Genomic DNA, 15,902 nt, shown 5'->3' with positions numbered 1-15,902 from the left:
TGAGTGAATCTCCGCTGCAGGGGGTGGCCACGCTCGGCGGAGGGCGGCGGACTCGGCGACCCGCTCGGCCGGATCCTGGGCGGCGGCAGGAATCAGCCCGCTACCCTGGGGCGCCATGGAGCCCCCTGCTGACAACTCCGCCGCAGCGGTACGGCTGCGGGACCCCGAGCCCGGGGAACTGGGCTGGATCGTGCAGCGGCACGGCGCGCTCTACGCCGCCGAGTACGGCTGGAACACGGACTTCGAGGGCCTGGTGGCCCGGATCGTCGCGGATTTCGCCGAGGACCACGACCCGTATCTCGAGCGGGTCTGGATCGCCGAGCTGGACGGCCGCCCGGTCGGCTCGATGATGTGCGTCCGCGAGGACGGCTCACCGGGCACGGCGCGGCTGCGGCTGCTCCTCGTCGAGCCGGAGGGGCGCGGGCACGGCATCGGGTCCCTCCTCGTCGACACCGTCGTCGCGTTCGCCCGCTCGGTCGGCTACCGCGAGCTGGTGCTGTGGACCAACGACGTGCTGGCCTCGGCCCGTTCCCTCTACGAGCGCGCCGGGTTCACCCTGGTCGCCGAGCGCCCGCACCGCTCGTACGGCGTCGCGCTCACGGGGCAGGACTGGCGGCTGCCGCTGCAGGAGGACTCCCCGCACTGACCGCCGCGGCGCCGACCTCCGCCGCGCCGCCCTTCGTACGGGTTCCCGCGCGGGCGGGGGTCAGCGAGGTCATGCCCACGCCGCCGACCAGCAGCAGGGCAGCCACCCAGCGCAGCCCCGAGATGCTCTCGCCGAGTACCAGCGCGGCCGAGGACATCCCGAACACCGGCACCAGCAGCGAGAACGGCGCGACCGAGGAGGCCGGGTAGCGCTTCAGCAGGTGGTTCCAGGCGCCGAAGCCGAACACGGTGGACACCCAGGCCACGTACGCGATGACCGCGACCCCGGACCAGTCCAGCCCGCGCAGCGCGGCCAGGTCCCGCTCGGGCCCCTCCAGCAGCAGCGAGAGCCCGAACAGCGGCAGCACGGGGACGGTGCACACCCAGACCATGAAGTTCAGCGCGTCGGGCGGGGACGCCTTCCGCGTCAGCACGTTGGACACGCCCCAGCAGGCGGCGGCCGCGACGACCAGGGTGAAGCCGAGCACCGGCCCGGAGGTGCCCCCGTCCACGGCGGCGACGGCGATCCCGACGAGCGCCACCGCCATGCCGGCCACCCGGACCCGCCCGGGCCGCTCGCGCAGGACGAGCGAGGCGAGGACGGCGGTGAAGACGGACTGGACCTGGAGCACGAGGGAGGACAGTCCGGCCGGCATCCCCGCGGCCATGCCGGTGAACAGGAGGCCGAACTTGGCGATGCCGAGGGCCACTCCGACCGCGATGATCCACTTCCAGGCGGTCTTGGGCCGGCCGACGAAGAACACGGCGGGCAGCGCGGCGACGAGGAAGCGCAGGGCGGACAGGAGCAGCGGCGGGAAGTGGCCGAGGCCGATCTCGATGACGACGAAGTTGAAACCCCAGACGGCGGCGACGAGTACGGCGAGTGCAGTGTGGACGGGACGCATGCTTCGAGCATCGGCGGCGCAACCATGTAGCACCAGCGCGGATCTCTTCCGGGATGGATGAAGCATCGCTTACGGGTGCTCCCGTGGTCCGGCGGTGCCTACGATGGCGGCATGCTCGACCTCTCCCGGCTGCGCGCCCTGCACGCCGTCTCCGTCCACGGCTCGGTCGCGGGCGCGGCGGCCGCCCTCGGATACACCCCGTCGGCCGTGTCCCAGCAGATCGCCAAGCTGGAGCGGGAGACCCGGACCACGCTGCTGGAGCGGCGCGGGCGCGGGGTCGCGCTCACCGAGGAGGCCCGGCATCTCGCCGAGACCGCCCAGGAGTTGCTGGCGATCGTGGAGCGCGCCGAGACCACCCTGGAGGAGCGCCGCGGGCAGCCGAGCGGGCTGCTGACCGTGGCCGCCTTCGCCTCGGCGGCGCGCGGGCTCATGCCGGGGGTGCTCGCCGATCTCGCGCGCCGGCATCCGGCGCTGGACGTGCGCCTCACGGAGGTCGACCCCCACCTGTCGGTGGACCTGGTGGCCCGGGGGGTCACCGATCTGGCGGTGGCCCACGACTGGGACATCGCCCCGCTGCCGGCCCCGGAGGGCGTCGAGCAGGCCGTCATCGGGGACGACCCGTGCGACCTGGTGGTGCCCCACGACCACCCGTTCACGGCGCGGGCGGTCATCCGCAGGGGCGACCTGGGCGGCCAGCGCTGGGTCTGCCAGCCACCCGGCCGGGTCTGCCACGACTGGCTGATGCGGACCCTGCGCACGGCCGGGATCGAGCCCGACATCGCGCACGTGGCCGAGGAGAACCACACCATCGTCGCGCTGGTCGCGGCCGGGCTCGGGGTGGCCGTCGTCCCGCGGCTGGGCACCGGAGCGCTGCCGGCGGGCGCGGTGGCCGTACCGCTGGAGCCCGGCCCCGTACGCAGGCTGTACGCCTTGTGGCGGACGGGGGCGGCCCGCCGGCCGGCGATCACCGAGGCCGTGCGGACCCTGCAGGAGCACTGGGCGTACGCGGCACCCCTTCCGGGGGACCTCCCGAGTGTCCGCGGCGCCGGGGGCCCGGCCCGGCAGTAGGGTCCGGCGCGTGTCGTACCACGCGTCCCGCAGGTCCCTGCTCACCGCGGCCGCCATGGCCGCCGTCACGGCCGCCGGAGTGGCCTCGTACGCCGCGGGCGGTGGCCCGGGCGGCGGGGACGGCGGGGACGGCGGACCGCACGCCGACGACCCGCGCCCCGGCGACCGCCCGCCCGCCCGGGCGCCCGACCGGGCGGCGCTGCGCCGCCTGGTGGCCGGGATGAGCCTGCCCGAGAAGGTCGGGCAGCTCTTCGTGTCCCGCGCGTACGGCCATTCGGCGACCGACCCGGACGCGGCGGACGCCGAGCAGAACCTGAAACTGTTCGGGGTGCGGACGTCCGCGGAGCTGGTCGCCCGCTACCACCTCGGCGGGATCATCTACTTCTCCTGGGCCCACAACACCCGTGGCCCGCAGCAGATCGCCGAGCTGTCGGCCGCCCTCCAGCGGGCGGCGGCCGCCGCCGGTTCCGGCATCCCGCTGATGCTCTCCACCGACCAGGAGCACGGAGCGGTGGCGCGCATCGGCAAGCCCGCGACCCTGCTGCCCGGGGCGATGGCCCTGGGGGCGCGGCACGGCGCGAGCGGCACGGCGGGTACCGGTCCCTCCGGGAACGCCTCCGCGGGCGCGGGCGCCTCCGGCCCGGGCGCCGCCGACGCCACGGCCACCGCCGAGGCCCGCCGCGCCGCGCGCATCGCGGGCGCCGAGCTGGCCGCGATGGGCATCCGGCAGGACTACGCGCCGGTGGCCGACGTGAACGTCAACCCGGCCAACCCGGTGATCGGCGTACGGTCCTTCGGCTCCGACCCGCAGGCGGTGGCGGCCCTGGTCGCCGCCCAGGTCCGCGGCTACCAGGGCGCCGGGGTCGCCGCGACCGCCAAGCACTTCCCGGGCCACGGGGACACCGAGACCGACAGCCACGTCGGGCTGCCGGTGATGCGGCACAGCCGGGCCCAGTGGGAGGAGCTCGACGAGCCGCCGTTCCGGGCGGCGGTGGAGGCGGGCGTGGACGCCGTCATGACGGCGCACATCGTCTTCCCCGCGCTCGACCCTTCGGGGGACCCGGCGACCCTCTCCCGGCCGATCGTGACCGGCATCCTGCGCGAACGCCTCGGCTTCCGGGGGGTGGTGGTCACCGACGCCCTCGACATGGCCGGGGTCCGCCAGAAGTACGGGGACGACCGGGTCCCGGTGCTGGCCCTGAAGGCGGGCTGCGACCAACTGCTGAACCCGCCGGACCTGGGGCTCGCGCACCGCAGCGTGCTCGCGGCCGTCGAGGCGGGCGAGCTGACGCAGGACCGGATCGAGGAATCGGTACTGCGGATCCTCGAACTGAAGGCCCGCCGGGGCCTGTTCGACGCGGCGCACACCGCCGCCGGGCAGATGGACGCGATGGTGGGGATCCCGGCGCACCTGACCGCCGCCGACGAGATCGCGGCGGGTACGACGACCCTGCTGGCCAATCCCGTGAAACTGCTGCCCCTGGATGCGACGGCCGGGCCCCGGGTGCTGGTCACCGGGGCCGACCCGGCCTCCCCCAGCGGTACGACAGGGCCCCCCACCGCGGTATTGGCCCGGGAGCTGACCGCGCTGGGCTGTGCTGCGACGGCCGTACCGCCCGCCCGGGCGGTGGCCGCGGCGCCCGGCAACGCGGCGGTGCTGGTGTGCACGTACAACGTCCCGGAGGGGGACGATCCGCAGCGCACGCTGGTCACGGAGCTACTGGCCACCGGGGTGCCGGTGGTCGTGGTGGCGATCCGCAATCCGTACGACCCGGCCCGGCTGCCCACGTGCGCGGCGGAGCTGGCGACGTACACCTGGACGGACGTGGAGATGCGGGCGGCGGCCCGGGTGGTCACCGGGGCGGCTCGACCCTCGGGCCGCCTCCCGGTCCCGGTGCCGGGCCGCTACCCGCTGGGCCACGGGCTGTCGTACGACTAGTAGAGGGTCCAGCCGTACCACCTCTCCCGTGGCCCCTGGGCCCTGCCCGGGAGCTACGGCCGCAGCTGCGGCTCGCGCTCCTGGTCCTTCTGGTCGAGCACCGCGTCGGGCTTCGCCAGCGGCGTCGCCCGGCCCGCGTCGGCGAGCGCGGCGGCCGGGGCGACCCCGGCCCACTGCAGGATCTTCTGCGTGGCCAGCGCCTTCTCGCCGTCCTGGAGCTTGGCGACGTTGGCCCCGTGGTTGGCGCCGGGCGCGATCATCACGTAGCTGTCGCGGACCGTGTAGCCGAGGTGGAACGGTTCAGCGCCCCACGGGTCGTTCTGCCCGTACACGAACAGCATCTGGTTCGCGTTGTTCTTCACCCAGTTGTCCACGTCCGCCATGACCCCCGGCTGGAAGGTCATCGGGATCTCGCGCGGCACGAAGTTGCGCGGCGGCTGGTAGCCGTAGCGGCTCAGGCCCCCCAGGTGCGGCTGCTTGATGTCGGGCGAACCGAGCTGCGTACCCGCCTGGTAGTAGTACGGCGCGTACGTCTCGAGGCCCTGGTCGGCGTAGGCCGAGAAGCCGGAGATCGTGTCGATCGAGTCCCAGATCTCCTGGTCGCTCGCGGTCGCGGCGGCCGGGATGGAGGCGCAGTCGGCCAGCAGGCTGTACTGCCAGAAGGCCCACACGTAGTCGAGCACGACGGCCTCGTAGGCCTTGTCGAGGCTGCCGACGGTGTTGAAGGTCCAGCCGTTCTCGGCGGCGGCGGCCGCGTACTTGGCCTCCAGCGGCTCACGGCGGACGAGCGCCTCGCGCTGCACCGCGTTCAGCTTGTCGCGGCACTCCTTGGTGCCGACCTTGGCGAAGAACCGGTCGTACGCCGAGTCCTCCTTGTTGACGACGTCGTTCGGCGCGACGTACGCGACGACACCGTCCATGTCACGCGGGTAGTAGCGCTCGTAGTACGTCGCCGTCATACCGCCCTTGCTGCCGCCCGTGGCCAGCCAGTTCTTCTTGTAGACCTTCTTCAGGGCGGTGTAGATGCGGTGCTGGTCGCTGGCGGCCTGCCAGATGTCCAGGTTCGCCCAGTTGGCCGGATCGGGCCGGGAGGGCGTGAAGAATCGATACTCCAGCGACACCTGGTTGCCGTCGACGATGGTCGTCGGCTCACTGCGGCGCGGGCTGGTGTTGACGTTGTAGCCGGAGGTGAAGAACACCGTGGGCCGGGAGACGTCCTTGTGCAGCAGGGTGAGGCGCTGCTTGAAGGTGCCCTTCGAGGGCTGCCGGTGGTCGACCGGCTGTTCGTAGTTCAGTACGAAGAAGCGGTACCCGGGGTACTCCTTCTCCTCGATCAGACTCATCCCCGCAATGGCGAGGATCTCGTCCTTGATGTCCGTCGCGGCGGACGGCCCTGCGGCGGTGGCCGCCTGAGCCGTGAAGCCGGCTGCGCCCATGGTGCCGATCAGCACCACGAGCGACAGCAGCCAGCCGAGCGTCTTGCGCATTCACCCTCCCCTGAGTTCACTTCGGTCGCCCGTGAACCTAGCGGGGTCAACGCATGGCTGACCAGACCTAGTTGGGACGCTCGTTCAGCACAGGATCCAGCCGGATTCGACGGATCCGGCCTCGATGCTCCCCTTTACATACACGCAGCGGCTGATCGCACCGACAGTGACAGGACCGGCATATCGGGTGAATCGCCCCGCATCGCCGACCGGGACCCCGCCGCGCGGCTGGATGCTCACCGCCATCGCCCGGCGCCGGCCCGGGTCGTGGGCCACCGTCACCGCGCAGGCCTGCGTACGGCTCTTGTAGATGCGTACCTCGCCCGTCGGCAGCGGCAGCGTCCTGACCAGGCCGCCCCCGCAGCCACCGGTCGCCGCGTGCGCCGGCGGCGCCGCGATCAGGCTGCCGAAGCAGAGCGCGAGCCCCGCCCCGAACACCCCTGCCGACGCGGCCCCCCGGCCGCGCCCCTTCCGCCCGTGCCCCACCCTGCCCCCCGATCAGTCGTACGCAACACGTACGCACGTACGACGCACTGACCCCCCGGAAGGTTGCATACAGCAAGATCCGGGGGGCCGGGGCGGGGCGGCGCCGCCTACGCCGCGGCGGGCTCGTCCTCGCCGACGAAGGTGCGCCACAGTTCGGCGTAGCGGCCGCCGCGGGCCACGAGTTCGGCGTGGGTGCCGTCCTCCACGACCCGGCCGCGGTCCATGACCACGACCCGGTCGGCGCGCGCGGCCGTGGTCAGCCGGTGCGCCACCACGAGGGTGGTGCGCTTGCCGGCGAGCCGGTCCGTGGCCCGGTTGACCTGGGCCTCGGTGGCCAGGTCGAGCGCGGCGGTGGCCTCGTCGAGCAGCAGCACGTCCGGGTCGACGAGTTCGGCGCGGGCCAGGGCGATCAGCTGGCGCTGGCCGGCCGAGAGGTTGCGCCCGCGCTCGGCGACGGTGTGCAGGTAGCCGCCGTCGAGGGTGGCGATCATGTCGTGGGCGCCGACCGCGCGGGCGGCCGCCTCCACCTCGGCGTCGCCCGCCTCGGGCCGCCCGTAGGCGATGGCGTCGCGGACCGTCCCCGGGAAGAGGTACGGCTCCTGGGGGACGACCCCCAGCCGGTGGCGGTACGCCGTCAGGTCGAGCTCCCGCAGATCGGCACCGTCGGCGGTGACCCGGCCGGAGGTCGGGTCGTAGAACCGGGCCACGAGCTTGACCAGCGTGGACTTGCCGGCGCCCGTCTCGCCGACGAAGGCGACGGTCTGCCCGGCGGGTATCCGCAGGCTGATCCCGGCCAGCGCCTCGCCCTTCTCGCCGCGTTCCTCGGCGGTGCCGTACGCGAACCGCACGTCCTCGAAGGCGATCTCGCCGCGCAGCTCCCTGACCTCGCGGGGCTCGGCCGGGCGCGGGGTGCTGGTGGGCTCGCGCAGCAGCCCCTGGATCCGGCCGAGGGAGACGGTGGCCTGCTGGTAGCCGTCGAAGACCTGGGAGAGCTGCTGGACGGGGGCGAAGAACAGGTCGATGTAGAGGAGGTACGCCACCAGCGCGCCGGTGGTGAGGGTGCCGGCCTCGACCCGCCCCGCGCCGACGATCAGCACGGCGGCCGCGGCCCCGGAGGACAGCAGCTGCACGAACGGGAAGTAGACGGATATCAGCCACTGGCCCCGCACCCGGGCCTCGCGGTACGAGTCGCTCCGCTCCGCGAAGCGGGCCGCGCCGGCGCGCTCGCGGCGGAACGCCTGGACGATGCGCAGCCCGGAGACGGACTCCTGGAGGTCGGCGTTGACCAGGCTGACCCGGTCGCGGGCGAGCTCGTACGCGGCGACCGACTTGCGGCGGAACACGATCGTGCCGAGGACCAGCACGGGGAGGGTCGCGAAGACGATCAGCGCGAGCTCGACGTCGAGGACGAGCAGGGCGATCAGGATGCCGAAGAAGGTGAAGACGGAGACGACGGCGGTGACGAGCCCGGTCTGCAGGAAGCTGGACAGGGCGTCCACGTCGGTGGTCATCCGGGTCATGATCTTGCCGGTCAGCTCGCGCTCGTAGTAGTCGAGGCCGAGGCGCTGCAGCTGGGCGAAGATCTTGACGCGCAGGGCGTACAGGACGCGCTCGCCGGTGCGCCCGGTCATCCGGGTCTCGGCGAACTGGGCGGCCCACTGCGCGACGACGATGCCGAGCGCGAGAACGGCGGCCACCCAGACGGCGCCGAGCGCGGCCTGCTCGACGCCCTTGTCGATGCCGTGCCGGATCAGGATCGGGAGCAGCAGCCCGGAGCCGGCGTCGACGGCGACGAGGCCGAGGCTGACGGCGAGGGGCGCCCAGAAGCCGTGGAGCAGCCGGCGCAGGTTGTAGCTCTTCTCGGCGGACACGGCCTGGGCCTCGTCCACGGCGGGCTCGTCGTCGGCGGGCGGCAGCGCGGCCACCTGTGCGAGCAGCTCGGGGGTGGCCGGCATGCCGGCGACGGCGCCGGCCATGGAGTGCCCGGCCCCAGGTGCGCCGGTCCCGGCCGCGGGGGACGCGGTGGTCTCCGATTCCTCCTGGCGGCGCCAGAGCTCGGGGGTCACCCCGTCGGCGACCCGGCGCTTGGCGTTGACCGGCTCGGAGTCGATCTCGGCCTCGAGTTCGATGTCCCGTTCGAGGTTCCCCTCGATGTCCCGCTCGAACTCGGCCATCGCGGGCGCGTCGGGGGTGCGCGGTGAGGCGGCGCCGAGCGCGTCCGGGTCGGTGAGCAGCCGCCGGTACAGGGGCGACCTGTGCTCCAGTTCCTCGTGGGTTCCGATGTCGCAGAGCCGCCCGCGGTCGAGTACGGCGATCCGGTCGGCCAGCCCGAGCGTGGAGCGGCGGTGGGCGATGAGGAGGGTGGTGCGGCCGGCCATGACGGCGCGCAGCGCCTCGTGGATCTCGTGCTCGACACGGGCGTCCACGGCGGAGGTGGCGTCGTCGAGGAGCAGCAGCCGGGGGTCGGTGAGGATGGCGCGGGCGAGCGCGATGCGCTGGCGCTGGCCGCCGGAGAGGGTGAGCCCCTGCTCGCCGACCTTGGTGTCGTACCCGGCGGGCAGGGCCTTGATGAACCCTTCGGCCTGGGCGGCGCGGGCGGCGGCCTCGATCTGCGCGTCGGCGGCTTCGGGGTGGCCGTAGGCGATGTTGGCGCGGATGGTGTCGGAGAACAGGAAGGAGTCCTCCGGCACGAGCCCGATGGCGGCGCGCAGGGAGTCGTACGTCAGCCCGCGCACGTCGTGTCCGCCGACGCGGACGGTGCCGCGGTCGGCGTCGTAGAAGCGGGGCAGGAGGAGGGAGACGGTGGACTTGCCGGAGCCGGAGGAGCCGACGACGGCGACGGTCTCGCCCTCCGCGATGGAGAGCGAGAACCCGTCCAGGACGGGCCGCTCGGGGTCGTACCCGAAGACGACCTCGTCGAACTCGACGGTGGCGGGGGCGTCGGCGGGCAGCTCGTGCGTGCCCTCTTCGATGACGGGCTCGGTGTCGATGAGCTCGAAGACGCGCTCGACGCCGGCGCGGGCCTGCTGGCCGACGGTGAGGACCATGGCGAGCATGCGGACGGGGCCGACGAGCTGGGCGAGGTAGGTGGAGAAGGCCACGAAGGTGCCGAGGGTGACCTGGCCGTTGGTGGCCATCCAGCCGCCGAGGGCCAGCATGGCGACCTGGGCGAGGGCGGGCACGGCCTGCAGGGCGGGGGTGTAGCGGGAGTTGAGGCGGATGGTCCGCATCCGCCCGGCGAACAGCCGCCGCCCGGCGGCGCGCAGCTTGCCGGTCTCCTGCTCCTCCTGGCCGAAGCCCTTGACGACGCGGACGCCGGTGACGGCCCCGTCGACGACGGTGGCGACGGCGGCGGCCTGGCCCTGGGCCCACCAGGTGGCGGGGAAGAGCTTCTTGCGGCTGCGCTTGGCGATGAACCAGAGGGCGGGGGCCATGAGCAGCGCGACGAGGGTCAGCAGCGGGGACAGCCACAGCATGACGCCGAGGGATATCCCGAACAGCAGGAAGTTCCCGATGGTCATGGGCAGCATGAAGAGCAGCCCCTGGATCAGCTGGAGGTCGCTCGTGGCCCGCCCGACGACCTGGCCGGTGGACAGCTCGTCCTGGCGGCGCCCGTCGAGGCGGGCGATGGTGTCGTACATGTCGGTGCGCAGGTCGTGCTGGACGTCGAGCGCGAGGCGGCCGCCGTAGTACCTGCGGATGTACGTCATCACGTACACGAGGGCCGCCGCGCCTATGAGCAGACCGGCCCATATCCCCATGGGCTTGCTGTGGTCGCCGATGACGTCGTCGATGATGACCTTGGTGACCAGCGGTACGAGCGCCATGACCGCCATGCCGCCCAGGGAGGACCCGAGCGCCAGCAGAACATTGAGCCGGTACCGCCAGGTGTATGCGGCGAGCCGCCGGGCCCAGCCCTGTTTCTCGCCCGCTGCCATCTCTGCCGCCGCCACGTGACGCCTCCCCGTTGATCCTGTCCTGCCGCCTCCCCCAACGCCACGACCGGCGGATTTCATCCCCCGGCAACAATCGCACCGGCGTTCTCCCCGGGCGACCGCGCTTCACCCGACCGGGGACTACGGCGCGTCGAACTCGTACTCCAGTACGTACGCGGAGGCGTCGAGGACCATCTCGGCGACCTCGACCGCCCGTCCGTCGGCGGCGAAGGCGGTACGGCGGACCAGCACCACCGGGTTCCCGGCCGCCGGGCCGAGCCGGTCGGCCTCCTCCGGGGACGGCATCCGGGAGCGGACCTCCTCGCGGAACCGGACGGGCCCGTACCCCAGCTCGGCGAGCCGGGCGTGGATCCCGCCGGGGCCGGAGTCCGGCTCGGCGATGGGCGTACCGGCGACGAGGACGGCGTCGAGGTACGAGGCGGCCAGCATCACGGGCTTCCCGTCGAGCAGGAACCTCCGGCGCCGGACACAGGCCGGCGCCCCCTCGGCGAGTCCCAGCACGGCCGAGACGGCCGCCGGTGCGGACTCGTCCCCGACGGAGAGGAACTCGACGGCGGGTTCCCCGCCCTCGGTGCGGAGCCGTCCCGCCGCGTCGTCCGGCATGTGGAGCCTCCCTGATCACCCTTGGATGGATCTGGACATCTCCGGACATCCTAGGCAGGAGATCGGAAGGGCGCCCCGAATGCGGGGGTCAGAGGTGGGTCGGGGCGAACATTTTGAGCGTGGCCGGGAGCAGCAGGAGCGTCGGGCCCGGGGTGGCGAGCGCCTTCGCGAGGTCCGCGCGCAGGGTGTCCGCAGACGTGACGTCCGCCGGGACGCCGAAGGACCGGGCGAGGGCCACGAAGTCCGGGCGGGTGAGTTCCGTGCCCGTCGTGCGGCCCTCGAAGGAGTCCGTCATGTACTCGCGCAGGATGCCGTAGCCGCCGTCGTCCACGATCAGCCAGGTCACGTCCAGGTCGTGCTGCTTCGCCGTCGCCAGGTCCGCGATCGAGTACATCGCGCCGCCGTCGCCCGAGACGGCCAGGACCGGGGTGTCCGGTTCCGCGATGCAGGCGCCGAGGGCTGCGGGGAAGGCGTAGCCGAGGCCGCCCGCGCCCTGGGCCGAGTGCATCGTGTTGGGGTGCTTGGCGTCGAACGCCGACCAGGCCCAGTAGGACAGGATCGTCATGTCCCAGAAGGACGGGGAGCGGGCGGGGAGCGCCGCGCGGATCGACGTCAGGAGCCCGCGCTCCAGCGTCACGTCCTGGCCGGCGAGTCGGGTTTCGATCTCCGACAGGACCATCCGGACGCGCTCCGGCGCCTGCGCGTCCTCGCGTTCCGGGACCGTTTCCAGGAGGGCCTGCAGGGCGAGGCGGGCGTCCGCGTGGATGCCGAGGGCCGCGTGGTTGGACTCCAGCTTGCCGAGGTCCGCCTCGATCTGGACGACCCGGCCCGTCGGGAAGAACGTATGGTAGTTCGAACTCAGTTCGCCGAGCCCGGAGCCGACGACCAGCAGGACGTCCGCGTCCTCGAGGAAGTCCGTCATGTGGCGGTCCTCCAGCCAGGACTGGAGGGACAGCGGGTGCGTCCACGGGAAGGCGCCCTTGCCGCCGAAGGTGGTGACCACGGGGGCGTTCAGCCGCTCCGCGAGCCGGCGCAGCTTGCCCGCCGCGTCCGAGCGGATCACCCCGCCGCCCGCGATGATCACCGGGCGGGAGGCCCGCCCCAGCCAGTGCGCCGCCAGCGCGGTGAGCTCGGGGCGCGGGGCGAGCTCGTGCGGAGTCGCGTCCACGCCCGTGACCTGGGGGATCACCGTTTCCGCCCGGAGGACGTCCTCCGGGATCTCCACCCAGACCGGGCCGTGCGGAGCCGTCAGCGCCGACTCCCAGGCCTCCGCGATCACGGACGGGATCTGCGACGGGGTACGGGCCGTGTGGACCGACTTCACCACGTCCCGGAACGACGCCGACTGGTCCCGCAGCTCGTGCAGGTGCCCGCGCCGGCCGCCGCCCAGGCCCGCCACCGGGACCTGCGAGGCGATGGCGAGGACCGGCGCCGACGCGGCGGCCGCCTCCGCCAGGGCCGGCAGGGCCATCAGGGCGCCCGGCCCCGTGGAGAGCAGGAGGGGGACCGCCTCGCCGGTGATGCGGCCGTACGCGTCCGCCGCGAACCCGGCGTTGTTCTCCGTCCTCAGCCCGATCAGCCGCAGGTCGGAGCGCCCCACCGCGTCGAACATGCCGAGCGCGTGCTGCCCCGGCAGCCCGAACACGGTGGTGGCGCCGAGCGAGCGCAGCGTCTCCACGACCAGGTCCCCGCCCGTCCGCCCCGGCGGCGGCGCGAGAGCGGCCGCCGTCTGGGCCTCGGTGGGACGGAGTACCAGGTCGTGGTCGTGCGTCACGTGCGCTTACTCGCCCTTCTCAGGTCCTACTTCGCCTTCTTCGCGGCAGCGATCTGGCGGCTCATGATCGTCGTCAGCTCGTACGCGGTGTGCGAGGCCGCGACCGAGGTGATCTCGGCGTGATCGTACGCCGGGGCCACCTCGACGACGTCCGCCGAGACCAGGTTGCAGGAGGACAGGCCGCGGATGATCTCCAGCAGCTCGCGGGAGGTCATGCCGCCCGCCTCCGGGGTGCCGGTGCCGGGCGCGTGCGCCGGGTCCAGCACGTCGATGTCGATCGAGATGTACAGCGGGCGGTCGCCGATGCGCTGGCGCAGCTGGTCCGCGACCTCGTCGGCGCCGCGCCGGTAGACGTCGGCCGAGGTCACGATGCCGAAGCCCATCTTGGCGTCGTCGTCCAGGTCCTGCTTGCCGTACAGCGGGCCGCGCGTGCCGACGTGCGAGAGCGCCTCGGTGTCGAGGATGCCCTCCTCCACGGCGCGGCGGAACGGCGTGCCGTGCGTGTACTCGGCGCCGAAGTAGGTGTCCCAGGTGTCCAGGTGCGCGTCGAAGTGCAGCAGCGCCACCGGGCCGTGCTTCTTGGCGACAGAGCGGAGCAGCGGGAGGGCGATGGTGTGGTCGCCGCCCAGGGTCATCAGGCGGGAGCCCGCGCCGAGGAGCTCGTCGGCGGCGGCCTCGACCTGGTCGACGGCCTCGTTGATGTTGAAGGGGTTCACGGCGATGTCACCGGCGTCCGCCACCTGGGCGAGCGCGAACGGGGAGGCGTCCTGGGCCGGGTTGTACGGACGCAGCAGGCGCGAGGCCTCGCGGATCGCGTTGCCGCCGAAGCGGGCACCGGGGCGGTAGGACACGCCGGAGTCGAAGGGCACGCCGACGACGGCGACGTCGGCGGAGCCGACCTCGTCGAGGCGGGGCAGACGGGCGAAGGTCGCCGGGCCCGCGTAGCGCGGGATACGGGAGGAGTCGACGGGGCCGCGCGGCTGCGTGCTCATGGGGGGTGCCCTTCTGATGGTCCTGCTGGTGCGGTCCTTCGAGCGTAAGGCGATGCCCCAGAGGCGCGAAGTGTACTTTTTATCCATCAGCCGCCTTTGATCTGTACGGAGTATCCATGGAGGCCTCCTCTCCCCCGACCCCGCCGGTCGCCCTCGCGGCGCTGCTGGCCGACCGGGAGCTGGGGCTGCACCGGCTGGCGGGGCCGGCCGAGGCGGAGGTGCACGGGGTGCACGCCTCCGAGATGGCCGACCCCTCGCCGTACCTGCTGGGCGGGGAGCTGCTGCTCACCGCCGGGGCAGGGCTGACGGATGCCGGGGAGTACGTGTCGCGGCTGGTCCGGGCCGGGGTGGCCGGGCTCGGCTTCGGGGTGACCCCCGTGCACGAGACGGTCCCGCCCGGCCTGGCGGAGGCCTGCGACCGCTACGGGCTGCCGCTGCTGGAGGTCCCGCCGCAGACCCCCTTCACGGCGGTCGCCCGTACGGTGTGGCGGCTGATGGCGCAGGCCCGGACCCGGGAGCTGCGCCGGGTGGCCGAAGCGCAGCAGTCCCTGGCGGCCGCCGCCGCCCGGCCCGACCCGGTGGGGGCGGTGCTGTCGCGGCTGGCGGCGAGCCTGGCCGGCTGGGCGGGGCTGCTGGAGCCGGCCGCCGGGGCCGCGTCCGGGCTCCGGGTGCTGCGGGCCGCCGGCGGGGGCGAGCCGGGGCCGGAGGTGCGCACCGCCCTGGAGGCGCTCGCGCACCGGGTGGCCCCCGGGGCGGCGGCGACGGCAACCGACACCCTGGCCGGGACGCAGCTGGCCGCGCACGCCGTGGGCGGGGGCCAGGTGCTCGCCCTCGCCACCCCGGCCCGGGTTCCCGGGGACCACACCATCGCCTCCGTGGCCGCCGTGCTGCTGGGCCTGCTCACGGCGGGCCGCCCCGCCGGAACGGAGGCGGCGGCCCTGGCCCGGCTGCTGCTGGGCGGCTCCCCCGGCGAGGCGCTGGCCGGGCCCGGGCCCTGGTACGCCGTCCACGCCCGCGGCGGCGCCGACCCGCAGGCCCTCGCCGCCGCGCTGGGCACCGTACTGCTGGACCCGGCCGGCCCGGCGGTACGGCTCCTCACCGACCGGGAACCCGCCGCGCAGCCCGGGTGGCGGCTCGGGGTGAGCGCCCCGGCCGCGCCCGACACCCTGGCCACCGCCGACACGCAGGCCCGCCGGGCGCTGGAGCGGGCGGAGGCGGCCCGCACCCCGCTGGTCCGGCACACCGGCGCGGGGCTCGGCGCCCTGGTGGACCCCGCCGAGGCCCGCGCCCACGCCGAGGCCCTGCTCGCCCCGCTGTCCCCGGCCCACCGGGAGACCCTGCGCGCCTGGCTGGCGCACCACGGCAGCTGGGACCGGACGGCCGCGGCCCTCGGCGTCCACCGCAACACCGTGCGCCAGCGGATCGCCCGTGTCGCCGCCCTGCTCCGCAGCGATCTCGACGACCCGGACACCCGGATGGAGCTGTGGTTCGCGCTGACCCGGGACAGCGAGGTCTGACGGGCACCGGTCGTGGAGGGCTGCGCCGTACGGATGGACTCGGGCCGTACGGCGGCGGGTGCGGTGCCTCGCGGTACGCGGCGGCCTACGTTCGCACTGTTCCCCTCCCCCTCCCCGAAAGGCACTCCTCGTGCGATCGATCCGCCTCGCCCTGACCGCTCTCGCCGCCGGCGGCATCATCCTGGCCGGTGCGTCCGCCGCCTCCGCCGACGACAACTTCGTCGTGTACGCGCCGATCGACAACACGTACTCGATCGTCTTCGGCGACCTGACCCAGGTGGCCGGCGACGACGTGTTCAACGCCGGCCGCGACAACACGGTCGGCTCGCACAACGGCACGGCGTCGGCCGGCGACATCGGCATGGCGGCGATGCCCGGGACCCAGATGCTGAGCAACGAGGCCCTGATGCAGGGTGCCGCCGGTCAGTGGACCGGCCACATGCTCGGCCAGTAGTCCCGAACGCCGGGTGTCCGGCGGCCCGCACGACGAGGCCGCCGGACATCACACCCGGTACCCCTCCCCGACTCTG

Annotated in this window: 11 protein-coding genes and 1 pseudogene; 5 read left to right on the top strand and 7 right to left on the bottom strand. The window is 73.8% G+C overall.

The annotated features are described in order from the left end of the window. Window positions 1-148: 148 nt before the first annotated feature. Window positions 149-646, top strand: a pseudogene (locus tag OG299_RS25290) (GNAT family N-acetyltransferase); the annotation flags it as partial. Here the strand turns inward: OG299_RS25290 and OG299_RS25285 are convergent. Further along, complete coding sequence (locus OG299_RS25285; protein ID WP_327362715.1) at window positions 597-1,550, bottom strand: EamA family transporter; 954 nt, start codon at window positions 1,548-1,550, stop codon at window positions 597-599. The pseudogene OG299_RS25290 and the gene OG299_RS25285 overlap by 50 nt on opposite strands. Before the next feature lie 111 nt (window positions 1,551-1,661). On the opposite strand from OG299_RS25285, the gene OG299_RS25280 reads away from it, so the two are divergent. Further along, window positions 1,662-2,618, top strand: a complete 957-nt coding sequence (locus tag OG299_RS25280) for a LysR family transcriptional regulator (protein ID WP_266629122.1) — start codon at window positions 1,662-1,664, stop codon at window positions 2,616-2,618. Between the two features lie 55 nt (window positions 2,619-2,673). Next, window positions 2,674-4,557, top strand: a complete 1,884-nt coding sequence (locus tag OG299_RS25275; protein ID WP_442817597.1) for a glycoside hydrolase family 3 protein — start codon at window positions 2,674-2,676, stop codon at window positions 4,555-4,557. Between the two features lie 53 nt (window positions 4,558-4,610). Here the strand turns inward: OG299_RS25275 and OG299_RS25270 are convergent, their stop codons facing one another. The 6 genes from OG299_RS25270 to speB form a co-directional block, all read right to left on the bottom strand. Next, window positions 4,611-6,044 (bottom strand): S28 family serine protease, encoded by a 1,434-nt coding sequence (locus OG299_RS25270; RefSeq protein WP_327362713.1) that lies wholly within the window; start codon window positions 6,042-6,044, stop codon window positions 4,611-4,613. 84 nt (window positions 6,045-6,128) lie between these two features. Next, entirely contained in the window at window positions 6,129-6,530 is a 402-nt protein-coding gene (locus tag OG299_RS25265; protein ID WP_327362712.1) for a hypothetical protein, read from the bottom strand. Between the two features lie 107 nt (window positions 6,531-6,637). Continuing rightward, window positions 6,638-10,468, bottom strand: coding sequence for an ABC transporter ATP-binding protein (locus OG299_RS25260; protein ID WP_327364593.1), 3,831 nt, complete (start codon window positions 10,466-10,468; stop codon window positions 6,638-6,640). Window positions 10,469-10,606: 138 nt separating this feature from the next. Then, window positions 10,607-11,089: a GntR family transcriptional regulator gene (locus tag OG299_RS25255; protein WP_327362711.1), complete on the bottom strand. Its 483-nt coding sequence runs from the start codon at window positions 11,087-11,089 to the stop codon at window positions 10,607-10,609. Between the two features lie 88 nt (window positions 11,090-11,177). After that, window positions 11,178-12,863 carry a thiamine pyrophosphate-binding protein gene (locus tag OG299_RS25250; RefSeq protein WP_266629114.1) on the bottom strand — a complete coding sequence of 562 codons (1,686 nt, stop codon included), beginning with the start codon at window positions 12,861-12,863 and terminating at the stop codon, window positions 11,178-11,180. Window positions 12,864-12,889: 26 nt separating this feature from the next. Beyond that, a complete protein-coding gene (gene speB / locus OG299_RS25245) occupies window positions 12,890-13,855 on the bottom strand; it encodes an agmatinase (RefSeq protein WP_266629112.1) in 966 nt (321 codons plus the stop codon). A gap of 116 nt (window positions 13,856-13,971) precedes the next feature. Here speB and OG299_RS25240 point away from each other — a divergent pair, with 116 nt between their 5' ends. Together OG299_RS25240 and OG299_RS25235 are read left to right on the top strand one after the other, a co-directional pair. Further along, window positions 13,972-15,372, top strand: a complete 1,401-nt coding sequence (locus tag OG299_RS25240; RefSeq protein ID WP_266629110.1) for a PucR family transcriptional regulator — start codon at window positions 13,972-13,974, stop codon at window positions 15,370-15,372. 130 nt (window positions 15,373-15,502) lie between these two features. Next, on the top strand, window positions 15,503-15,826 hold the full coding sequence (locus OG299_RS25235; protein ID WP_327362710.1) for a hypothetical protein: 324 nt from the start codon (window positions 15,503-15,505) through the stop codon (window positions 15,824-15,826). Window positions 15,827-15,902 lie beyond the last annotated feature (76 nt).

Source organism: Streptomyces sp. NBC_01296 (genome assembly GCF_035984415.1).
Lineage (GTDB): Bacteria > Actinomycetota > Actinomycetes > Streptomycetales > Streptomycetaceae > Streptomyces.
Note: the sequence above shows the minus strand (reverse complement) of the source record. Positions and strands in the feature narration are given on the sequence as shown.

Excerpts from the sequence above, each read along its gene's own strand:
- OG299_RS25285 (WP_327362715.1), bottom strand. The coding sequence starts at position 1,550 with ATGCGTCCCGTCCACACTGCACTCGCCGTACTCGTCGCCGCCGTCTGG.
- OG299_RS25280 (WP_266629122.1), top strand. The coding sequence starts at position 1,662 with ATGCTCGACCTCTCCCGGCTGCGCGCCCTGCACGCCGTCTCCGTCCAC.
- OG299_RS25275 (WP_442817597.1), top strand. The coding sequence starts at position 2,674 with ATGGCCGCCGTCACGGCCGCCGGAGTGGCCTCGTACGCCGCGGGCGGT.
- OG299_RS25270 (WP_327362713.1), bottom strand. The coding sequence starts at position 6,044 with ATGCGCAAGACGCTCGGCTGGCTGCTGTCGCTCGTGGTGCTGATCGGC.
- OG299_RS25260 (WP_327364593.1), bottom strand. The coding sequence starts at position 10,468 with ATGGCAGCGGGCGAGAAACAGGGCTGGGCCCGGCGGCTCGCCGCATAC.
- OG299_RS25255 (WP_327362711.1), bottom strand. The coding sequence starts at position 11,089 with ATGCCGGACGACGCGGCGGGACGGCTCCGCACCGAGGGCGGGGAACCC.
- speB (WP_266629112.1), bottom strand. The coding sequence starts at position 13,855 with ATGAGCACGCAGCCGCGCGGCCCCGTCGACTCCTCCCGTATCCCGCGC.
- OG299_RS25240 (WP_266629110.1), top strand. The coding sequence starts at position 13,972 with ATGGAGGCCTCCTCTCCCCCGACCCCGCCGGTCGCCCTCGCGGCGCTG.